Source organism: Candidatus Epulonipiscium sp. (genome assembly GCA_012519205.1).
In the GTDB taxonomy this organism is placed as follows: Bacteria; Bacillota; Clostridia; order Lachnospirales; family Defluviitaleaceae; genus JAAYQR01.
The window spans coordinates 18,180-35,675 of record JAAYQR010000011.1; the positions used below are offsets into that span (position 1 = coordinate 18,180).

Sequence of the window (17,496 nt, forward strand, 5' to 3'; positions counted from 1 at the left end):
ATTCCTCTTTTTCGTTTTATAACGGGAACGAGCCGTTCAATCCTACTATAGTTCAGATTGTCACTTAAGGATGTCTTTCAAATATACCTTCTTTTAAAGACTCTCAGCCTAGGTCTTTTTTTCTGTAAAAGAAATAAATATTCTACTTTTCCTCTTAACGTTTTATAATTATTCTATTTATGATTATTAATATTTTATTCATTATAAAATTTATTGTCAAGGTTTTTAAATCCAGCTTTCTTCCTAATAATCATTTCCTCTACCCTGTTTATATATTCTTCTACATTCTTAACATTAGGTATCCGTTCTATTTTGTTTGTTTTATTATTTACTACCTTTGTTATCGCTCCTGCCCCTAGTGCAAGAATAGTTTGCTTTTCTTCCATGATTTCTACATTATAAACTGACTCTTTCCCCATTCTTGAATAACCTACATTTTCAAAGTTCCCCAGCATGTTTTTTTGTCTATAGAGGTAATAAGGGCTCATATTCATATCTCTGACCCCCTTACTCGTTACGGCTATCATTTTTTCTATTTCCTCGGCAGCTGTAAGATTATAAGAGTCTAGGGTTTCTCTTAACCTAGATGCCCTTTTGATAGCCATCGTATGAACTGTAATGCTGTCGGGATTTAATTTTTTAATTTCTTCAATAGTTGTGGATACCTCGCCAATTTTTTCACCAGGAAGACCTATAATAAGATCCATATTAATATTATTATGTCCCATTTTTCTTGCTAAATGAAATGTTTCTATTATATCATCGGTAGTATGGTTTCTACCAATTCGCTTTAATGTAGCATTATGCATCGTTTGAGGATTAATTGAAATTCGATTTACATTGTACTCCTTTAGTAGTTCTAACTTTTTTTTAGTAATCGTGTCTGGTCTTCCGGCCTCTACCGTGAATTCCTCGATATTTTTAATATCAAAATTATTATTAACCATTCTTAAGAGCCTTTCAAATTGCACCTCATTTAGCGATGTCGGAGTTCCCCCACCGATATAAATACTTCTTACAGGCTTTTGCCTACTGTATTTTCCTCCAAAAATTATTTCTTTTTCCAAGGTATCAATGTACCCTTCAACTTGATTTGTTCTATTTTCAATGGCATAGGAGGTAAAGGAACAATAAAGACATTTAGAGGGACAAAAAGGAATACCTATATATATACTTATTTCTCCTTCTTTGTTTTTTTCCAAAATTCCTTTTTCTTTTTTTGCTACTTCTATCATAAGATCAACTTTATCTTCTCTAATGTTATAAAACTCTAACAACCGATTCTCAATATCTTCCCAGGGCATTTTTTGTTTTAACATTTCATGAATAATCTTTGTTGGCCTTATACCTATTAAAATACCCCAGGGCATTTCTTGTTTAGTGAAATCCCGAAGGGTGTGATAAAGTACACGGATTAAGTACTGTTTTTGCTCTTTTCTATTGGTTGAAATTTTGTATTCCTTAAAGGTCAGTAGTTTATTACTACGATAAATCTCAGCTCTACATATGTTATCTTTTAAAATACTTCTGATACGGACATCCTTTATATGGGGTTCATAAGATTTTATTATATGCTCTATTTCATATCCATAATTATGACCTATTAATTCAAATCTAATCATTACTATTCATCCCATCCACTTCCACTAGTATATGGATTGTATGATTTTTCATATCCGATAGTAGTCATTTCTCCATGTCCCGGATAAACGACTACATCTTCAGGCAGATTAAAAAGTCTTTCTTTAATGGTGGTAATCAAAGAGTGCATATCCCCTTTGGGAAAATCAGTTCTTCCAATAGATTCTCTAAATAAATTATCTCCCGAAAATAAAACCCTATTGTTTTTTTCGTAATAATTTAACCCATCTAAAGTATGACCCGGTGTATGGATTATTTCAAATTCTAGGTTCCCAATATTTATCTTTTCTCCGTTAATTACGGTTTCATCGGCCTCTTCAGTAAAGCCCTTATGGGCAATTACTCCTGAAAGATTAAGGTCTGGGTTATTTAAATAAGCTTTCCCTTCCTCATGAATAATCACTTTAGCTTTAGTAAATTCCTTCACCTTCTTTACTGCTCCTATATGGTCAAAATGCCCATGGGTTAAGAGGATATATTCTACATTTATATCTTCCTTTTTTATTTCTTCTATTATTTTACTGCCTTCTGCTCCAGGGTCTATTACTGCTCCTTTTTTTGTAAGTTTATCTCCCACAATATAGCAGTTAACCCCCATCATTCCTACGGGTATCATTTTTATAATCATATTTTTTCTCCTTACTAGAAGATTTTATCACTCTTTAAAAGGATTAGGTAGTTACCCTAATAATATCATTTACTCCAGGGATGTTTCTGATTTTTTTGGTAACAATCTCAAGTTGCTGTACCCCTCTTATTTCCATAGTTATATTAAAGACTGCCTCATGTTCTTTATTTGTTCTTGCATTTAAAGCTTTAACGGGTATTTTTTCTTCTGTAAGGATTTTAGAAATATCTATTATCATCCCCATCCTATCTTCCCCGATAATTTTAACTTCGGTTTGATAAGTCCTGTTTTTAGTATCCTGTTCCGACGCATACCACTCGGCATCTATTAAGCGGTTTCTTTCTTCATCATCTAGGTTAATCATATTAATACAGTCTGTCCTATGGATAGAGACCCCTCTTCCTCTTGTTACAAAACCAATTATCTCATCCCCGGGCACGGGATTACAGCATTTAGAAAACCGAACGGCAACATCCCCTACACCTCTTACTATTATGCCGCTCTTTGATTTTTTGTATGTTTTTTTATTATCTTCTTGAGGTACTAAAATATTTTCTTCAGTTATATTCTTTCTTTGTTCTTTTTGATATTCCTCATTTATTCTATGGATAATTTGACCCTCTTTAATTCCTCCATGACCTACTGCCGCACAGACAGCATCCCAATCTTGAAAGCCATATTTTCTTAGTACGGGTGCTATCCATTCAGGCTTCAATAAATCATTTAAATTAAGTCCCTTTTTCTTTGCATCTTTTTCAAGCATATCTTTGCCTCGGACAATGTTTTCATCCTTGAATTGCTTCTTAAACCATTGATTAATCTTGTTCCTTGCTTGAGAGCTTTTTACAAGTTTTAACCAATCTCTACTGGGACCTCTAGAATTTTGAGAGGTTATGATTTCTATTCTATCTCCATTTTTAACTTGATAATCGAATGTAACTATTTTTCCATTTATCTTTGCTCCCACCATTTTATTTCCTACAGCACTATGAATGGAATAAGCAAAGTCTATTGGTGTAGAACCTAGGGGAAGGCTCATTACATCTCCCTTAGGTGTAAAGGCATAAACTTGATCATTAAATACATCTAAGTCCATCCTAAGGGCATCCATGAATTCTTTGTTATCGGACATTTCCCTTTGCCACTCTAAAATTTGCCTAAGCCAAGCTAATTTTTCTTCGGTTTTATCTTGGGGTTTATCTTGATTTTTTATTCCCTTTTTACCTTCTTTGTATTTCCAATGGGCTGCTATACCATATTCTGCTATACGGTGCATTTCCAATGTTCTAATCTGTACTTCGAAAGGTTCACCCTCCGGTCCTATAAGACTGGTATGGAGGGATTGGTACATATTAGGCTTAGGCATGGCTATATAATCCTTAAACCTACCGGGTATAGGCTTGTACATCTCATGAACTGTTCCTAAAACCCCATAACAATCCTTTACAGATTCAACAATAGCACGGATTGCGAACAAGTCAAAAATCTGGTCTAAGGTCTTATTTTGGCCTACCATTTTTTTATAAATACTAAAAAAGTGCTTAGGTCTTCCTTCAACTGATGCCTTTATCCCTACTTCATTTAGCTTCTTTTTTACCTCTTCAATAATTCTTTCTACATATTCTATTCGTTCTATTCTACGTCTTGCTATTTTTTCTACTAAATCGTAGTAAGCATCCGGTTCCATATACCTAAGGGCCAAATCATCTAATTCGACTTTTACTTTAGAAATTCCCAGCCTATGGGCTAGGGGGGCATAGATATGAAGGGTTTCATTGGCCTTTTCCTTTTGTTTTTCTGGGGTCATAAAGCGAAGAGTCCTCATATTATGAAGTCTATCAGCGAGCTTTATTAATATAACCCTAATGTCCTGAGCCATTGCAAGAAACATTTTTCTATAGTTTTCTGCCTGGATTTCTTCCTTTTGCAGTTCCTTATTATTAGTAGTAAAATTTATCTTTCCTAACTTAGTTACCCCTTCTACTAATCTTGCAATTTCTTCACTAAAAAGTTTTGTTATCTCTTCGAAGGTATATTCCGTATCTTCTATAATATCATGAAGGATACCCGCAGTTATGGATTCTATGTCTAACTCTAGTTCAGCTAGGATAACTGCCACTTCTAAAGGATGGATGATATATGGTTCCCCTGATTTACGATATTGATTTTTGTGTGCTTCTTTAGCAAACAAATAAGCCCGCTCAACCATAGAAAAATCATCTGAGGGGTGATAAGACTTAACTGTAGATATTAACTTTTGATAAATAGCTTGATCGGGCATAATGCTCCCCCATTCATAATCTAAAACTTTTTACTTTATTATAATCATTATCAATTACAAATGCAAGAATATCACAAAAAGGGTGTGATTTTTCTTGTTAATCCTGTTCTTTAAAACAGAATTGCAAAAGAGTACACCCTTAAAAGTACTTAAATAAATAAGTTATTATCCTGTAAAAATCTCTATACTTTTTTGAAGTTCCTTAGAAATTTCTTTTAGTTGTTCCATACTATTTTCCACTTGATTATTATTGCAAAAACACTTTCTACTTAATAAGCAGAAAGTGTTTTAATTTTAATATTTTATTATTGATTCCACATTATAACCCTCTAAGATTTGACGGCCCTTTAGGGATTCTAATTCTATTAGGTATACAAGTTTTACTATTTCTCCTCCAACGCCTTCGATTAAATCAATAATAGCCCTAGAGGTTCCCCCAGTTGCTAATAAGTCATCTACTATAACTACCTTTTGTCCAGGCTTAATAGCATCAATATGCATTTCTATGGTTGCAGTGCCATATTCTAAGGCATATTCTTTTCCTATGGTTTTATAAGGTAATTTACCTTTTTTGCGAATAGGGATGAACCCCTTATCCATATTATATGCTAAGGGTACCCCGAAAATAAATCCCCTTGACTCTGGGCCGATAATTAAATCAAAATCAACCCCCTTAAGCCTGTCCCCCATCTGGTCAATGGAATCTTTTAGTCCCGCAGAGTCTTGTAAAACAGTCGTGATATCTTTAAATAAAATCCCTTCCTTTGGAAAATCGAGTACATCTCTAACTAAAAATTTTAAATCCATCTTACTTCCCCCTCTACCCTTTAGGTATATTACTTAGCTTGATAATTTCCTGTAATATTTTTGATTCTTCTAAATGTACCTTTTCATTGGAAAGGTTTTTAAAAATAATCCTATCATCCTTAAATCTATACTGCAGCAAATCCAACTCCATAAAGATGTCCATACATATGAGTATCTTAAATGCATTAGTATTTATCGTCTTACCGCATTCCCTTATAAGGGTATCTAGATAGACTGCGTTAAGATTCAAACTCTCTAAGAGCCTTAGATATCTATATAAAGCTGCAAAATCCGCTCTTATTGGAATGTTTTCTTTTATAGTATAGCAAATTTTAGAGGTTTTGTTAAATGTGTCTTCGGGGTTTCCTCCATCTAGATTCTTTATAGAATTATACAATGAGATATAGTTCTTAAAGGCTATTTCCTCTTCCTTTGGGCTTTTTAAATCTCTAATATATAATTGGGGTTTTATAGTATTGTTCCATTCGTTTTTTTCGAGGGAAACTGCTGTAGATATTCTTTGTCCACTAGATAGCCTATCTATATAATTTCCAAATCCAAAACCTATGGCATCTATATGTTTATTCGAATCCCCAAAAGTTATCTTTAAATGTTTATTTTCTTTTCCCACAGGCCGTGTATTGTAAATAGTGCTTTCAAAAGAAAATAAGGGCTGTGGATTGCCCGCTCCAAAGGGTTCCATCTTTTCTAGCTCCGAAATAACACCCAAATCAATATCAGATATATTTATAATCTCATCCAAGTATAATTTAGGTGTTAAGGTCTTTTTATCCATTTTATCGTTTGCATATTGATTAATAAAAATTCTAAAGTTATCTATATTTTCTTCTTCCATAGATAGTCCCGATGCCATCTCATGACCACCAAATTTTGTTAGAAACTTACTGCTTTCACTTAAGGCCTCAAATATATTAAATCCTTCTATACTTCTAGCAGAACCTTTTGCAACACCATCTTCTATACACATTAAGATAGTAGGTCTGTAGTATTTTTCCATAATCCTAGAGGCTGATATGCCTATTACCCCATGGTGCCAGTTTTTTGAGGCAATGACTATCACCCTAGTCTTATCCATATCCAAGTCCCTTTCAATAAGTTCTATTGCCTCTTCTATAATACCTTGCTCCATTAGTTGCCTATTCTTATTTTCCTCATTTAACTCCTCTGCAATAGCTATTGCCCTTTCTTCATTTTCCGTTATAAAAAGCTCTATCCCCCTTTTTGCATCTCCCATTCTCCCTGCGGCATTAAGTCTTGGGGCTACCCCAAAACCTATAAGTCCTGTGGTTATAACTCCAGTTTTATACCCAGCTATCTTTAGAAGAGCCCTAAGCCCAACATTCCATGTATTAGGTATATTTTCAAATCCTTTTTTTACAAATATACGATTTTCATCGATTAAAGGTACTACATCGGCTACAGTTCCTAAGGCAACAATCTCCATGTACTTCCATATGCTTTCTTCAATCCTAAGAGCTGTTGCTAAGGCTTGTATTAATTTAAAAGCTACTCCTACCCCAGCTAAGGATTTAAAAGGATAATTGCATTTGCTTTGCTTTGGGTCAATAACTGCATAGGCTTCTGGAATTTTCTCCTGACATTCATGGTGGTCAGTGATAATAATATCTAGTCCTATTTTTTTTGCAAACTCTACTTCATTGGCTGCGGCAATTCCCGTATCAACCGTAATAACCAAGTCCGTCCCTGTATTCCTTATTTTCTTAAGCGCCTCTATATTAAGTCCATATCCTTCTTCAATACGATCAGGTATATAGTAATCTACATTGCCATTATTTTCTTTTAGGAATAAAAAAAGAATCGATGTACTGGTGATTCCATCTACATCGTAATCTCCATAGATGGTTATCCTTTGATTTGTTTCTATCGCATTTAAAATCCTTTTTACAGCCATTTCCATATCTTTTAATAAAAAAGAATCGTGTAGCCCGGAATAATCTGGATTCAAAAAAGAAATCATATCATGGGGATTCTTAATTCCCCTATTCATCAAAATTTTAGCTATCAACTGTGATACCGGAAGATTATCTGCTACATGGATTTTTCCTTTAAAATCAGGTTTATGTATCCATAACTTTTTCGGTTTAATCATTTTATCCCTCCATGATTATAATTTTTATTATAACGAAGTACTAAAAGAAAGTCTATTAGATTTTGTTGTACCAAAACCACGGAGTATATGCTATAATGGTATAGCAATATAATATAGGAGTGTTGATATGTCAGAAAAATATCAGGTTGGTCAAATTGTAGAAGGTACTGTAAACAGTATCAAACCCTTCGGAGCCTTTATAACTTTAGATGATTCAACTCAGGGCCTTGTCCATATCTCCCAGGTTACCCACGGTTTCCTAAAGGATATTAATGAAGCAGTATCCCTTGGGGATAAGGTAAAGGTTAAAATTGTGTCTATAGATACGGAGAGTGGAAAAATATCTCTTTCTATGAAAGATGCTATGCCAAATTCGGATTCTAGACCAGCAAGAAAACCCGTTGAATCTAATCCGCCTTCCTCCGATAAAGATTGTCTAGAGGATATGTTGAAAGAATTCTTAAAAAGTTCAAATGAAAGACAGGCTGCCTTGAACAAAAGAAATAATCGTTAAAAAACCTTCGGTCTAGACCGAAGGTTTTTTTATGCTTGCTTTTTAACTGGTTTTTTACTAAATACATACCATAGTGGACTTGCTATAAATATAGAAGAATATGTTCCTGCAACAATTCCTATTATAAGAGGAAGGGCAAATTCTTTTATGGAAGACACCCCTAGGAAATATAACACAATTACAGTAATTGATGTTGTTACCGATGTATTGATTGAACGAACAATACTTTGGCTAATACTCTTATTAACTAATCCTTCTAAATCCCCTCTTTTTATAACCTTCCTATTTTCACGGATTCTATCAAATATTACAATCGTATCATTAATGGAATATCCTACAATGGTTAAAATAGCTGCAATAAAGGAATTATTAACTGGAACCCTTCCTATAGAGTATACGGTAAAGACAATTAAAACATCATGTATTAATGGTATTACCGCTGCAAGACCGAATTTCCAATCCTTAAATCTAAAAGTAATATAAATAAGCATTAATATAGAAGCTAAAAGCAAGGCCTGCATAGCCCTTACCTGCATTTCGGAACTAATAGTCGGAGATACGTCGGATACATTTAACAAATCATCTTTTTCATGCAAATTAAACTTATTCTTTAGAGCATTGTATAACTCTTTTCTTGTATTTGCATCTATAGACTTTGTTTTAATAGCAACCCCCTGAGCACCTAATTTAGTAATCTGTGGATTATCTTCTCCGGTAATTTCAACAACAATAGGCTTGATATCCTTATTAATATCAAAAGTTTGCCCAATATTTATTTCCATCACTGTTCCACCAATAAATTCCACATCAAAGTTTAAGATTCCAACACCTCTTAATGCATTGATTGGCATTGCCAATAACCCAGCTATAATAATCACTGCTGATAATATAAACCATCTATTTCTACTTTTTATTATATCCATTTCTTAGGCCTCCTTATTTCGCACCATATAATTTTGGATTTTTTCTTCCCAGTTCAATAAATTGTTTTAGGATAATCCTTGTTACAACTAATGATGTAAACATGGACACAAGAATTCCTATTCCTAACGTTTGTGCGAAACTTTTAATTAGCCCTGTTCCAATCCAATACAGAACAAATGCTGCTATAAGGGTTGTTATATTACCATCCAAAATTGCAGTAAATGCCTTGCTAAAACCTGAGTCAACCGCTGCCCTTAAGGTTTTCTCTGCCCTTAATTCTTCTTGGATTCTGGAGAATATTATAACATTGGCATCTACTGCCATACCAACAGAAAGAATAATCCCCGCAATACCCGGAAGGGTTAAGGTTGATTGTAATAGGCTTAGGATAATTATTACCACTGCACAGTAAAAAATCAATGCTAAATCTGCAGCTAGTCCGGGAATCCTGTATACAATTAACATAAATAATAAAACAAGAATGATTCCTATGATGCCGGCTTTGACACTGCTATCTAGAGCCGTTGCTCCTAGTGTCGCTCCTATATTTTCACTTTGTAATACCTCTAGCTTAAAGGGAAGAGCTCCTGCTTTTATCCTTGCAGCCAATTCTTCTGCTTCTTCTATGGTACCTACTCCTTCTATCATAGCGGAACCTTCAGTGATAACGGAACTTACCTTTGGAGCACTGATAATATTTTCATCAAGAGCAATCATAATGACTTGATTAAGGTATTTTCCAGTAGCTTCTGCAAAGGCTTCCTTACCTTTCGAATTAAATTCGAGGGCAACTACTGCCTTTGTAATACCTTTATCATTAATGATTCCTTTTCTTGCATCTTTTACCTCTTTACCGGTTAGGATAACTTCTCCCTCTGGGCTTAAAAACATTAGTTGCGCTGTTGCTCCAATATCTTTTATAGCTTCTTCCGCATCTTCAACCCCAGGTATATCTACACGAAGTCTTTTTCCCCCTTCTTGGGCTACCTGCGCTTCTGTATAATTACCACGGTCTAATCTTCCTTGAATCATTGCTATTGCCGCATTCATTTCTTCTTGGGTAGGGTTGTCCTTATCGGCTTCGTATACAATATTTACTCCACCCTTTAGGTCAAGCCCCTGTCTAATATTTTGTACACCTAAAATATTGTCTTCGCCAATCCCAAAATATGCTGTCGCTGATGTTAATCCAATAAGAACGACAACCAAAAATAAAATAAATCCGCTCTTAATTTTCATCTTTTTTATCTCCCTTCATACAAAATACACAAAGTTAATTATATGCTTTATACTAGGAAACGTCAATATTTTTGCATTAATATATTCTGTTTCCATGGATTCCCTAGGATATTGCAACAGTTCATGTCATCCTGAACGTAAGAGGAGGATATCATACCTTAGACTCTTTGCTGCGTTCAGAATGACATAAATGGCCATTGGCTGCTAAAATTATTGCGCTAATTTTGCCTTGATGTATAGGGCACATTCAACTCTCTTTTTTTCCAGTTCACACCCGATTTTATAAGGTATATGTATATCTCCATGAAATTGATATGCATTGGCTGCACAGCCTCCGCTGCAATAAAACTTTGCCCAGCAATTTTTACACTCTTCCTTTGCATAGACATTGCAGGATTGGAATTTCTTTTGCATTTTAAAGTTTTCTATTCCTTCAAAAACCGTCCCCATTTTAAATTCATCCATGCCTACGAACTGATGGCAAGGATATAAATCTCCCTCCGGTGTAACAGCTAGGTATTCAGAACCCGAGCCACAACCCGCTAATCTTTTTGCTACACAAGGGCCCTGAGATAAATCAATCATAAAGTGAAAAAAGTTAAAAGCTTGCCCTTTCTTTTCACGATTTACCATTTCTCTAGCTAATTCTTCATATTGTTCATATAGGATAGGAAGATCTTCCTCCCTTAGGGCATAGGACATTTCACTAGATGCCACCACGGGTTCTACAGATACCTGTTTGAATCCCAAATCAGCTAGATGAAGAACATCTTTTGCAAAATCTAAATTTTCCCTTGTAAAGGTACCCCTTACATAATAATTATCTTGATTTCTACTTTCTGCAACTTTTTTAAACTTAGGAAGTATTATGTCATAACTTCCCTTATGGTTTATGGTATATCTCATTCTATCATGGACTTCTTTTCTTCCATCAATGCTTAACACCACATTATGCATATTTTCGTTTATATATGATTGTATATCATTATCCAGTAGAACCCCATTGGTTGTAATGGTAAAACGAAAGTTTTTATTATGTTCCTTTTCTATACCTCTACCATATTCTACAATTTCTCTTACGACATCAAAATTCATAAGGGGTTCTCCCCCGAAAAAATCCACTTCTAGGTTACGGCGATTTTTTGAGGCGTGAACTAAATAATCAATGGCCTTCTTCCCTACTTCAGCACTCATTAAAGACCGTTGTCCTCTATATTCCCCTTCCCCTGCAAAGCAATACTTGCACCTTAAATTACAGTCGTGGGCAATATGGAGGCAAAGAGCTTTTACTATAGGGTCCCTTTTTTGAAATTGATTCAAATAATCTACATACACATCCTCCGTATATAATAGTCCTTCTTTTTCTAATGTTTCTATTTCTTTTATAGCCTCATCAATTTGATTTAACCCATACTTTTTACCTAACAGCTTCTTAAGTTCTTCTTTTTCATGTCCTTTATATATATCAATTAAATCGTAAATTATATTATCCACCACATGGACGGCCCCACTGTATATATCTAGAACAATATTAACCCCATCCATAGAAAATTTATGAATCATTTTATTCACTCCAATTTTCATACATAATTACAAATTATACAGTCATAAAAGATTAATAAAAAAGCTCAAAAGTGATTAAACACTCATCTTAAACCTTGTATAATAATTGTGTTATGTATCTATTTGTTTTATAATTTGCATTTAAAAAGCAGTGACATAATGCCACTGCCAGCGACTATTTGTTTTCACAGGATTGATTTGCAACGGTACAAGATGTTTTACAAGCAGATTGACAAGATGTTTGACATTCTCCACAACCGCCTTTTGCCATACTTTTCTTTAATGTAGCCGTATTCAATGTTTTTACATGCTTCATAGCTAAGCCTCCTTAATTTAAACTCCCATAATTATAGCATAACTTACCAATTTTGAAAAGAGTGCTGATTACTTTTTAACATTGATTCCTACCATTCCCCCTAAGGCTCCTCCCCCCCTGCCATTATAAAAAGAGTTAAGGTATTTCCTGTAAGAGCTAGGTCTTTAATAATGATACCATTTATCAAAACCAAAACTAATCCATATGCAATACCTGCACACATACCCCAAAACCACCCTCTAGATTTTGCCCCCTTAGCTGTATCATATCCAGCCACTAGGGTTGAAATAATTGTAGTAATAATTACGATAACACGGATACTGCTTTCTGGCATAGATGTATAAGTTAAAAGCAGTGCCAGCCCGATAAAAAGAATAGCAGTAATTGCATAGGCCACTACAATTGCTTTCAAAATTCCAATAACTCGCCATTCACTTTCCTTTTTGGTTGTTTGTGTAGACCTTTTACTCATTTCCATCATCTTAAAGCACCCCTCTTATTTACTTGTAATTGCCTTTGTACTATTGTACGATTATTAATTATCATTTATGATAATATATAAGAGAAAGGATTGTTTTTTGAAAGGTGGTTATTTAAGTGGGTTATATTGACCTTCATGTCCATTCTAGCCTATCAGATGGGACCCTGTCCCCTTCGGAATTGGTTTTTTATGCTAAAGAGAAAAATCTTTTAGCCTTTGCCCTAACGGATCATGATATGATAGACGGCATAGAAGAGGCCGTTAAAACAGGTAAAGAACAAAATATTGAAGTTATTCCCGGTATAGAGCTAGCAGCTGAATACAAAGACCGCGAAATCCATATATTAGGCCTTTTTATTGATTATACAGACCCCTATTTTATTAATAAACTCAAGTTTATTCAAAATGGTAGAAAAGAACGAAATAAAAAGATACTAGATAAACTAAAAAATATGGGGATGAATATTACACAGAAAGATTTAGATATGATATCTGGAAAAGATTTAATTACAAGGGCCCATTTCGGGAAAATAATATATGAAAAAGGTTATGCAAGAACCCTCGATGAGGCTTTTAAATTATATCTAACCCCTGGTAAACCAGGCTATGTCAAAAGAGAAGTTTACTCCCCTAAAAAATGTATAGAGCTCATCCATAAGGCTAAGGGGGTAGCTGTTTTAGCACATCCTACGTTATATAACCTGTCTAATGATGAATTGGAATATTTGATTAGACTCCTATCCCAAGAAGGTTTAGATGGGATTGAGGGGATTTATTCCCTCTTTTCCAAGGAGCAAGAAAATAAAATTCGCTCTCTAGCTCATAAATTTAACCTATTGATAACAGGCGGGAGTGATTTTCACGGAAGTAATAAAAAAAATCTTGATTTGGGAGTAGGAAGGGGAAATCTCAAAATTCCCTATGAAATATTGGATGAAATTAAAAAATATATTAAAAACAAATAAAAGAGGCAGGTTTATACCCGCCTCTTTTATTACTTAGCATCTTCTTTTTTATCCTCAATTATTTCTTCTTTTTTAATCGTCATATCAGGTTCTTTTATAGTAGCTATATAACTTCTTTCGATTGGAATTCTAATGCCTTTGTTTAAACCAAATTCAACAATGCATACATCATTTACAATATCTACAATTTTGCCATAAAGCCCCCCGGTAGTCATTATAGAATCCCCTATTTTTGCACTATACTGCATGCTTTGGATTTCTTTTTCTCTTTTTCTTTGAGGGCGTATAATAAGAAGCCACATAATTCCAAATAACACCCCTAAATAAATAACCATACCAAAGACTCCTCCAAACAACCCTCCTGCCGGCGCTTCCTGACTAGAAGCTGCTTCTGCCAATAAAATAATTTGATTCATATCATTTCTCCTCCTTTTGATTAAAGTCATTTAATTTTTGTTTTTTGTAATCGGCATATCTTCCGTTATCTAAGGCATCCCTTACCTCTTCCATCATTGTATTAAAGAAGTATAAGTTATGAAGAACACAAAGCCGCATTCCAAGCATTTCCTTAGCCTTAAGAAGGTGCCGTATATAAGCCCTAGAATAAGTTGTACAAGTAGGACATCCACATTCCTCATCGATGGGTCCTTCTTCTAGTTCGTGTTTTGCATTAAAGAGATTAAGTTTCCCCTTATTGGTATAAACATGACCATGGCGGCCATTTCTTGCAGGAAGTACACAGTCAAAAAAGTCTATTCCCCGCTCTACTGATTCTAATATATTCTCTGGGGTACCAACACCCATTAGATATGTGGGTTTGTTTTGTGGGAGATATGGTACTACCTCTTCCAGAATACGATACATTTCAGAATGACTTTCGCCCACAGCTAAGCCCCCTACAGCATAGCCATCCAAGTCCATATCAGAGATCGCCTTGGCGTGTTCAATACGGATATCCTCATAGGTTCCTCCTTGGTTTATGCCAAAAAGCATTTGCTGTTTATTGATGGTGCCTTCTAGCTTATTTAAACGGCTAAGTTCTATTTTACACCTTTTAAGCCACCTTGTTGTTCTGGCAACTGAAGCCTCCATATACTCTCTATTAGCGGGGTAAGGAGGGCATTCGTCAAAAGCCATAGCGATTGTTGAACCTATATTTGATTGAATCTGCATGCTTTCTTCGGGACCCATAAAAATTTTCCTTCCATCAATATGGGAAGAAAAATAAACCCCCTCTTCTTGAATTTTTCTAAGGGAGGTAAGGGAGAAAACCTGGAATCCCCCAGAATCTGTGAGGATAGGTCTATCCCATACCATAAAATTATGCAGTCCACCTAACTTTTTAATGATAGTATCTCCTGGGCGAAGATGAAGGTGATATGTATTAGAAAGAGCAACTTGACATCCTATATCCTTTAAGTCCTTAGTGGAAAGGGCTCCCTTTATGGCTGCCACTGTGGCTACATTCATAAAAACAGGGGTCTGTATGATACCGTGGGGAGTATGAAATTCTCCTCTTTTAGCTCTTCCTTCAGTTTTGAATAATTTATACATATAGCATTTCTTCCTTTTGTCTTTAAATTTGTACTTATACAGTGTACAGTTAAAACCGGTTTTTTTCAAGGGTAAAAGCGTATTTAGTTGCAAAGGATATAGGCTATATGGTACAATTTTAAAAATTACTTTGGAGAGGAGAGATTTTATGGCAGGTTCCATATTTGGGAAACACTTTCAAATTTCCACATGGGGCGAATCCCATGGTAAGGCCCTAGGGGTTGTTATTGATGGTTGCCCTGCTGGGATAGAACTTTCAGAAAATGATATTCAAAAAGATTTAGATAGAAGAAAACCCGGACAATCCCCCTTTTCTACTCCCCGTAAGGAAAATGATAAAGTAGAAATCCTATCAGGGGTATTTGAAGGAAAAACCACGGGGACTCCGATTTCCTTGATTGTACATAATACAAATCAAAGATCCTACGATTACTCGGAAATAGCTAAATGCTATCGCCCGGGGCATGCTGATTTTACCTATGATGAAAAGTATGGGTTCAGAGATTACCGTGGTGGAGGGCGTTCTTCCGGTCGTGAAACTACTGCAAGGGTTGCCGCAGGGGCTGTTGCCAAAAAAATACTTAGTGAGTTTGGAGTGGATTTTACCACCTACACCCTATCCATTGGTCCTGTATCCATCGATCAATCAAAGTTTGATAAAGAAGAAATATTTAATAACTTTTTGGCTATGCCTGATAAAGATGCAGCTAAAAAGGCTGCTGATTATCTTTATGAACAAAAGGAAAAAGAAGACTCGGCAGGTGGGATAATAGAATGCATCGTAACTGGTGTTCCCAGTGGCATAGGAGAGCCTGTATTTGAAAAACTAGATGCAATGTTTGGTAAGGCAATACTTTCTATTGGAGCAATAAAAGGTATAGAATTTGGTAGTGGCTTTAGTGCGGCTGAGTCCAGTGGTTGGGAAAACAATGATTTCTTGAGATATGATGAAAATGGAAATCTTACAAAGTTAACTAATAATGCTGGAGGTATTGTAGGGGGTATTAGTGATAGTTTTCCTATTATATTTAGGGCTGCTCTTAAACCAACTTCCTCAATCCATAGGGTTCAGCAAACTGTCAATAAAAGTGGTCAAAATATGGACCTGCAAGTAGAAGGTCGTCACGACCCGATAATAGTACCTAGAGCTGTGATTGTGGTAGAAGCAATGGCCGCTCTTACCCTAGTAGATTATCTGTTTCAAAGAATTTTTTCTAGGATGGATTTAATTAAAAAAGCCCTATTATAAAAATCCGTAGACTCTACGGATTTTTATAATCTTTTTTTACATATCTTTATAAACTTCTTTGTTCTAAGTCTGTAATAAACATGGCATCCCCGAAACTAAAAAATCTATATTTCCTATCTACAGCTGTTTTATAGGCATTAAGTATAATATCCCTATTCACTAGGGCAGATACCAACATAATAAGGGTGGATTCGGGGAGATGAAAATTAGTAATTAATTCATCAACCACTTTAAACCTATACCCTGGATAAATAAAAATATCTGTCCATCCATTTTTTGCACATACTACTCCTTTTTCATCGGCGCAGGATTCCAGGGTTCTGCAGCTAGTAGTTCCTACGGCTATAACCCTTCCTCCATTCTTTTTGCATTGGTTTATTTTATCGGCTTCTTCTTTATCCACCCAAAAAAATTCCGAGTGCATTTTATGCTCCAAGACATTTTCAACCTTAACAGGTCTAAAGGTACCCAGTCCCACATGAAGGGTTACATGGGCAATCATTACCCCTTTATTTTTTATTTTTTCTAATAACTCACTTGTAAAATGAAGACCTGCAGTAGGAGCTGCGGCAGAGCCCTCATACTTTGCATAAACGGTCTGATATCTTTCTTTGTCCTCAAGCTGATGGGTAATGTAAGGTGGCAGAGGCATCTCTCCCAATTTATCTAGGACCTCCTCAAAGATTCCCTCATAAATTAGATGGATGATTCTTTTGCCGTCTTCTGTAACCTTTTCAATTTCGGCCTTAAGTTCTCCATTACCAAATACAATTACATCTCCGGGACGGGCCTTTTTCCCCGGTTTTACTAAAGCCTCCCATCTATCATTTTCTTTTCTTGTAAGAAGAAGTATCTCAACCTTAGCCCCGGTATTTTCCCTAGTTCCTATAAGTCTTGCCGGAATAACCTTTGTATTATTGATTACAAGGCAATCTCCTTCCTCCAAATACAATAAAACATCCTTAAAATGCCCATGTTCCATTTTTCCCGTATTTTTGTCTAATACTAGAAGCCTTGAGGCACTTCTATCATCTAATGGATCCTGGGCAATTAGCCCCCCCGGCAAATCAAAATAAAAGTCACGCAAATTCATAGCAGTTCTCCGTTCTTGATAAATTATAAATTTCCATAGTATTTTCCCCTAATTATAAAGAAAAATTTCTTTTCTTTCAACAAAAAAGGTGCCTATTTTAACGGCACCTT

General features: G+C 35.2%; 16 protein-coding genes and 1 other annotated feature (1 of these 17 cut by a window edge). Of the genes, 3 read left to right on the forward strand and 13 right to left on the reverse strand.

From position 1 onward, the window contains the following. Nucleotides 1-167, reverse strand: a binding site (T-box leader); it reaches 46 nt to the left of the window's first position. A gap of 27 nt (nt 168-194) precedes the next feature. The 5 genes from hemZ to recJ form a co-directional block, all read right to left on the reverse strand. After that, nucleotides 195-1,622, reverse strand: coding sequence for a coproporphyrinogen dehydrogenase HemZ (gene hemZ / locus GX308_03210; protein ID NLK21101.1), 1,428 nt, complete (start codon nt 1,620-1,622; stop codon nt 195-197). A gap of 2 nt (nt 1,623-1,624) precedes the next feature. Continuing rightward, a complete protein-coding gene (locus GX308_03215; GenBank protein NLK21102.1) occupies nt 1,625-2,269 on the reverse strand; it encodes an MBL fold metallo-hydrolase in 645 nt (214 codons plus the stop codon). 43 nt (nt 2,270-2,312) lie between these two features. Then, nucleotides 2,313-4,550 (reverse strand): bifunctional (p)ppGpp synthetase/guanosine-3',5'-bis(diphosphate) 3'-pyrophosphohydrolase, encoded by a 2,238-nt coding sequence (locus tag GX308_03220; protein ID NLK21103.1) that lies wholly within the window; start codon nt 4,548-4,550, stop codon nt 2,313-2,315. A gap of 294 nt (nt 4,551-4,844) precedes the next feature. Then, nucleotides 4,845-5,357: an adenine phosphoribosyltransferase gene (locus GX308_03225; protein NLK21104.1), complete on the reverse strand. Its 513-nt coding sequence runs from the start codon at nt 5,355-5,357 to the stop codon at nt 4,845-4,847. A gap of 13 nt (nt 5,358-5,370) precedes the next feature. Continuing rightward, nucleotides 5,371-7,488, reverse strand: a complete 2,118-nt coding sequence (recJ, locus tag GX308_03230; protein NLK21105.1) for a single-stranded-DNA-specific exonuclease RecJ — start codon at nt 7,486-7,488, stop codon at nt 5,371-5,373. Between the two features lie 127 nt (nt 7,489-7,615). On the opposite strand from recJ, the gene GX308_03235 reads away from it, so the two are divergent. Continuing rightward, nucleotides 7,616-8,002: a S1 RNA-binding domain-containing protein gene (locus GX308_03235; GenBank protein ID NLK21106.1), complete on the forward strand. Its 387-nt coding sequence runs from the start codon at nt 7,616-7,618 to the stop codon at nt 8,000-8,002. Nucleotides 8,003-8,031: 29 nt separating this feature from the next. On the opposite strand, the gene secF is transcribed toward GX308_03235, so the two are convergent. From secF to GX308_03260, 5 genes are all read right to left on the reverse strand, one after another. Continuing rightward, nucleotides 8,032-8,925: a protein translocase subunit SecF gene (gene secF, locus GX308_03240; protein ID NLK21107.1), complete on the reverse strand. Its 894-nt coding sequence runs from the start codon at nt 8,923-8,925 to the stop codon at nt 8,032-8,034. Nucleotides 8,926-8,938: 13 nt separating this feature from the next. Beyond that, on the reverse strand, nt 8,939-10,165 hold the full coding sequence (gene secD / locus GX308_03245) for a protein translocase subunit SecD (GenBank protein NLK21108.1): 1,227 nt from the start codon (nt 10,163-10,165) through the stop codon (nt 8,939-8,941). 210 nt (nt 10,166-10,375) lie between these two features. After that, nucleotides 10,376-11,728, reverse strand: a complete 1,353-nt coding sequence (gene scfB, locus GX308_03250) for a thioether cross-link-forming SCIFF peptide maturase (protein ID NLK21109.1) — start codon at nt 11,726-11,728, stop codon at nt 10,376-10,378. Nucleotides 11,729-11,903: 175 nt separating this feature from the next. Beyond that, on the reverse strand, nt 11,904-12,044 hold the full coding sequence (scfA, locus tag GX308_03255) for a six-cysteine peptide SCIFF (protein ID NLK21110.1): 141 nt from the start codon (nt 12,042-12,044) through the stop codon (nt 11,904-11,906). 100 nt (nt 12,045-12,144) lie between these two features. Next, on the reverse strand, nt 12,145-12,525 hold the full coding sequence (locus tag GX308_03260) for a TIGR04086 family membrane protein (protein ID NLK21111.1): 381 nt from the start codon (nt 12,523-12,525) through the stop codon (nt 12,145-12,147). Nucleotides 12,526-12,641: 116 nt separating this feature from the next. Here GX308_03260 and GX308_03265 point away from each other — a divergent pair, with 116 nt between their 5' ends. After that, nucleotides 12,642-13,490: a PHP domain-containing protein gene (locus GX308_03265; protein NLK21112.1), complete on the forward strand. Its 849-nt coding sequence runs from the start codon at nt 12,642-12,644 to the stop codon at nt 13,488-13,490. Nucleotides 13,491-13,519: 29 nt separating this feature from the next. Here GX308_03265 and yajC read toward each other — a convergent pair whose 3' ends face one another. Continuing rightward, nucleotides 13,520-13,906 carry a preprotein translocase subunit YajC gene (gene yajC, locus GX308_03270; GenBank protein ID NLK21113.1) on the reverse strand — a complete coding sequence of 129 codons (387 nt, stop codon included), beginning with the start codon at nt 13,904-13,906 and terminating at the stop codon, nt 13,520-13,522. Nucleotide 13,907: 1 nt separating this feature from the next. Continuing rightward, the gene (gene tgt, locus GX308_03275; GenBank protein NLK21114.1) at nt 13,908-15,044 is read right to left on the reverse strand and encodes a tRNA guanosine(34) transglycosylase Tgt; all 1,137 of its coding nucleotides are present in this window, start codon (nt 15,042-15,044) and stop codon (nt 13,908-13,910) included. Nucleotides 15,045-15,192: 148 nt separating this feature from the next. Between tgt and aroC the strand changes: the two genes are divergently transcribed. Beyond that, nucleotides 15,193-16,293: a chorismate synthase gene (aroC, locus tag GX308_03280; GenBank protein NLK21115.1), complete on the forward strand. Its 1,101-nt coding sequence runs from the start codon at nt 15,193-15,195 to the stop codon at nt 16,291-16,293. A 46-nt stretch (nt 16,294-16,339) separates the two neighbouring features. Here aroC and queA read toward each other — a convergent pair whose 3' ends face one another. Further along, nucleotides 16,340-17,386 (reverse strand): tRNA preQ1(34) S-adenosylmethionine ribosyltransferase-isomerase QueA, encoded by a 1,047-nt coding sequence (queA, locus tag GX308_03285; GenBank protein ID NLK21116.1) that lies wholly within the window; start codon nt 17,384-17,386, stop codon nt 16,340-16,342. Between the last annotated feature and the right edge of the window lie 110 nt (nt 17,387-17,496).

Excerpts from the sequence above, each read along its gene's own strand:
- GX308_03225 (NLK21104.1), bottom strand. The coding sequence starts at position 5,357 with ATGGATTTAAAATTTTTAGTTAGAGATGTACTCGATTTTCCAAAGGAA.
- secF (NLK21107.1), bottom strand. The coding sequence starts at position 8,925 with ATGGATATAATAAAAAGTAGAAATAGATGGTTTATATTATCAGCAGTG.
- secD (NLK21108.1), bottom strand. The coding sequence starts at position 10,165 with ATGAAAATTAAGAGCGGATTTATTTTATTTTTGGTTGTCGTTCTTATT.
- yajC (NLK21113.1), bottom strand. The coding sequence starts at position 13,906 with ATGAATCAAATTATTTTATTGGCAGAAGCAGCTTCTAGTCAGGAAGCG.
- hemZ (NLK21101.1), bottom strand. The coding sequence starts at position 1,622 with ATGATTAGATTTGAATTAATAGGTCATAATTATGGATATGAAATAGAG.
- scfB (NLK21109.1), bottom strand. The coding sequence starts at position 11,728 with ATGATTCATAAATTTTCTATGGATGGGGTTAATATTGTTCTAGATATA.
- GX308_03235 (NLK21106.1), top strand. The coding sequence starts at position 7,616 with ATGTCAGAAAAATATCAGGTTGGTCAAATTGTAGAAGGTACTGTAAAC.
- GX308_03220 (NLK21103.1), bottom strand. The coding sequence starts at position 4,550 with ATGCCCGATCAAGCTATTTATCAAAAGTTAATATCTACAGTTAAGTCT.
- GX308_03260 (NLK21111.1), bottom strand. The coding sequence starts at position 12,525 with ATGATGGAAATGAGTAAAAGGTCTACACAAACAACCAAAAAGGAAAGT.
- GX308_03215 (NLK21102.1), bottom strand. The coding sequence starts at position 2,269 with ATGATTATAAAAATGATACCCGTAGGAATGATGGGGGTTAACTGCTAT.
- aroC (NLK21115.1), top strand. The coding sequence starts at position 15,193 with ATGGCAGGTTCCATATTTGGGAAACACTTTCAAATTTCCACATGGGGC.
- scfA (NLK21110.1), bottom strand. The coding sequence starts at position 12,044 with ATGAAGCATGTAAAAACATTGAATACGGCTACATTAAAGAAAAGTATG.
- queA (NLK21116.1), bottom strand. The coding sequence starts at position 17,386 with ATGAATTTGCGTGACTTTTATTTTGATTTGCCGGGGGGGCTAATTGCC.
- tgt (NLK21114.1), bottom strand. The coding sequence starts at position 15,044 with ATGTATAAATTATTCAAAACTGAAGGAAGAGCTAAAAGAGGAGAATTT.
- recJ (NLK21105.1), bottom strand. The coding sequence starts at position 7,488 with ATGATTAAACCGAAAAAGTTATGGATACATAAACCTGATTTTAAAGGA.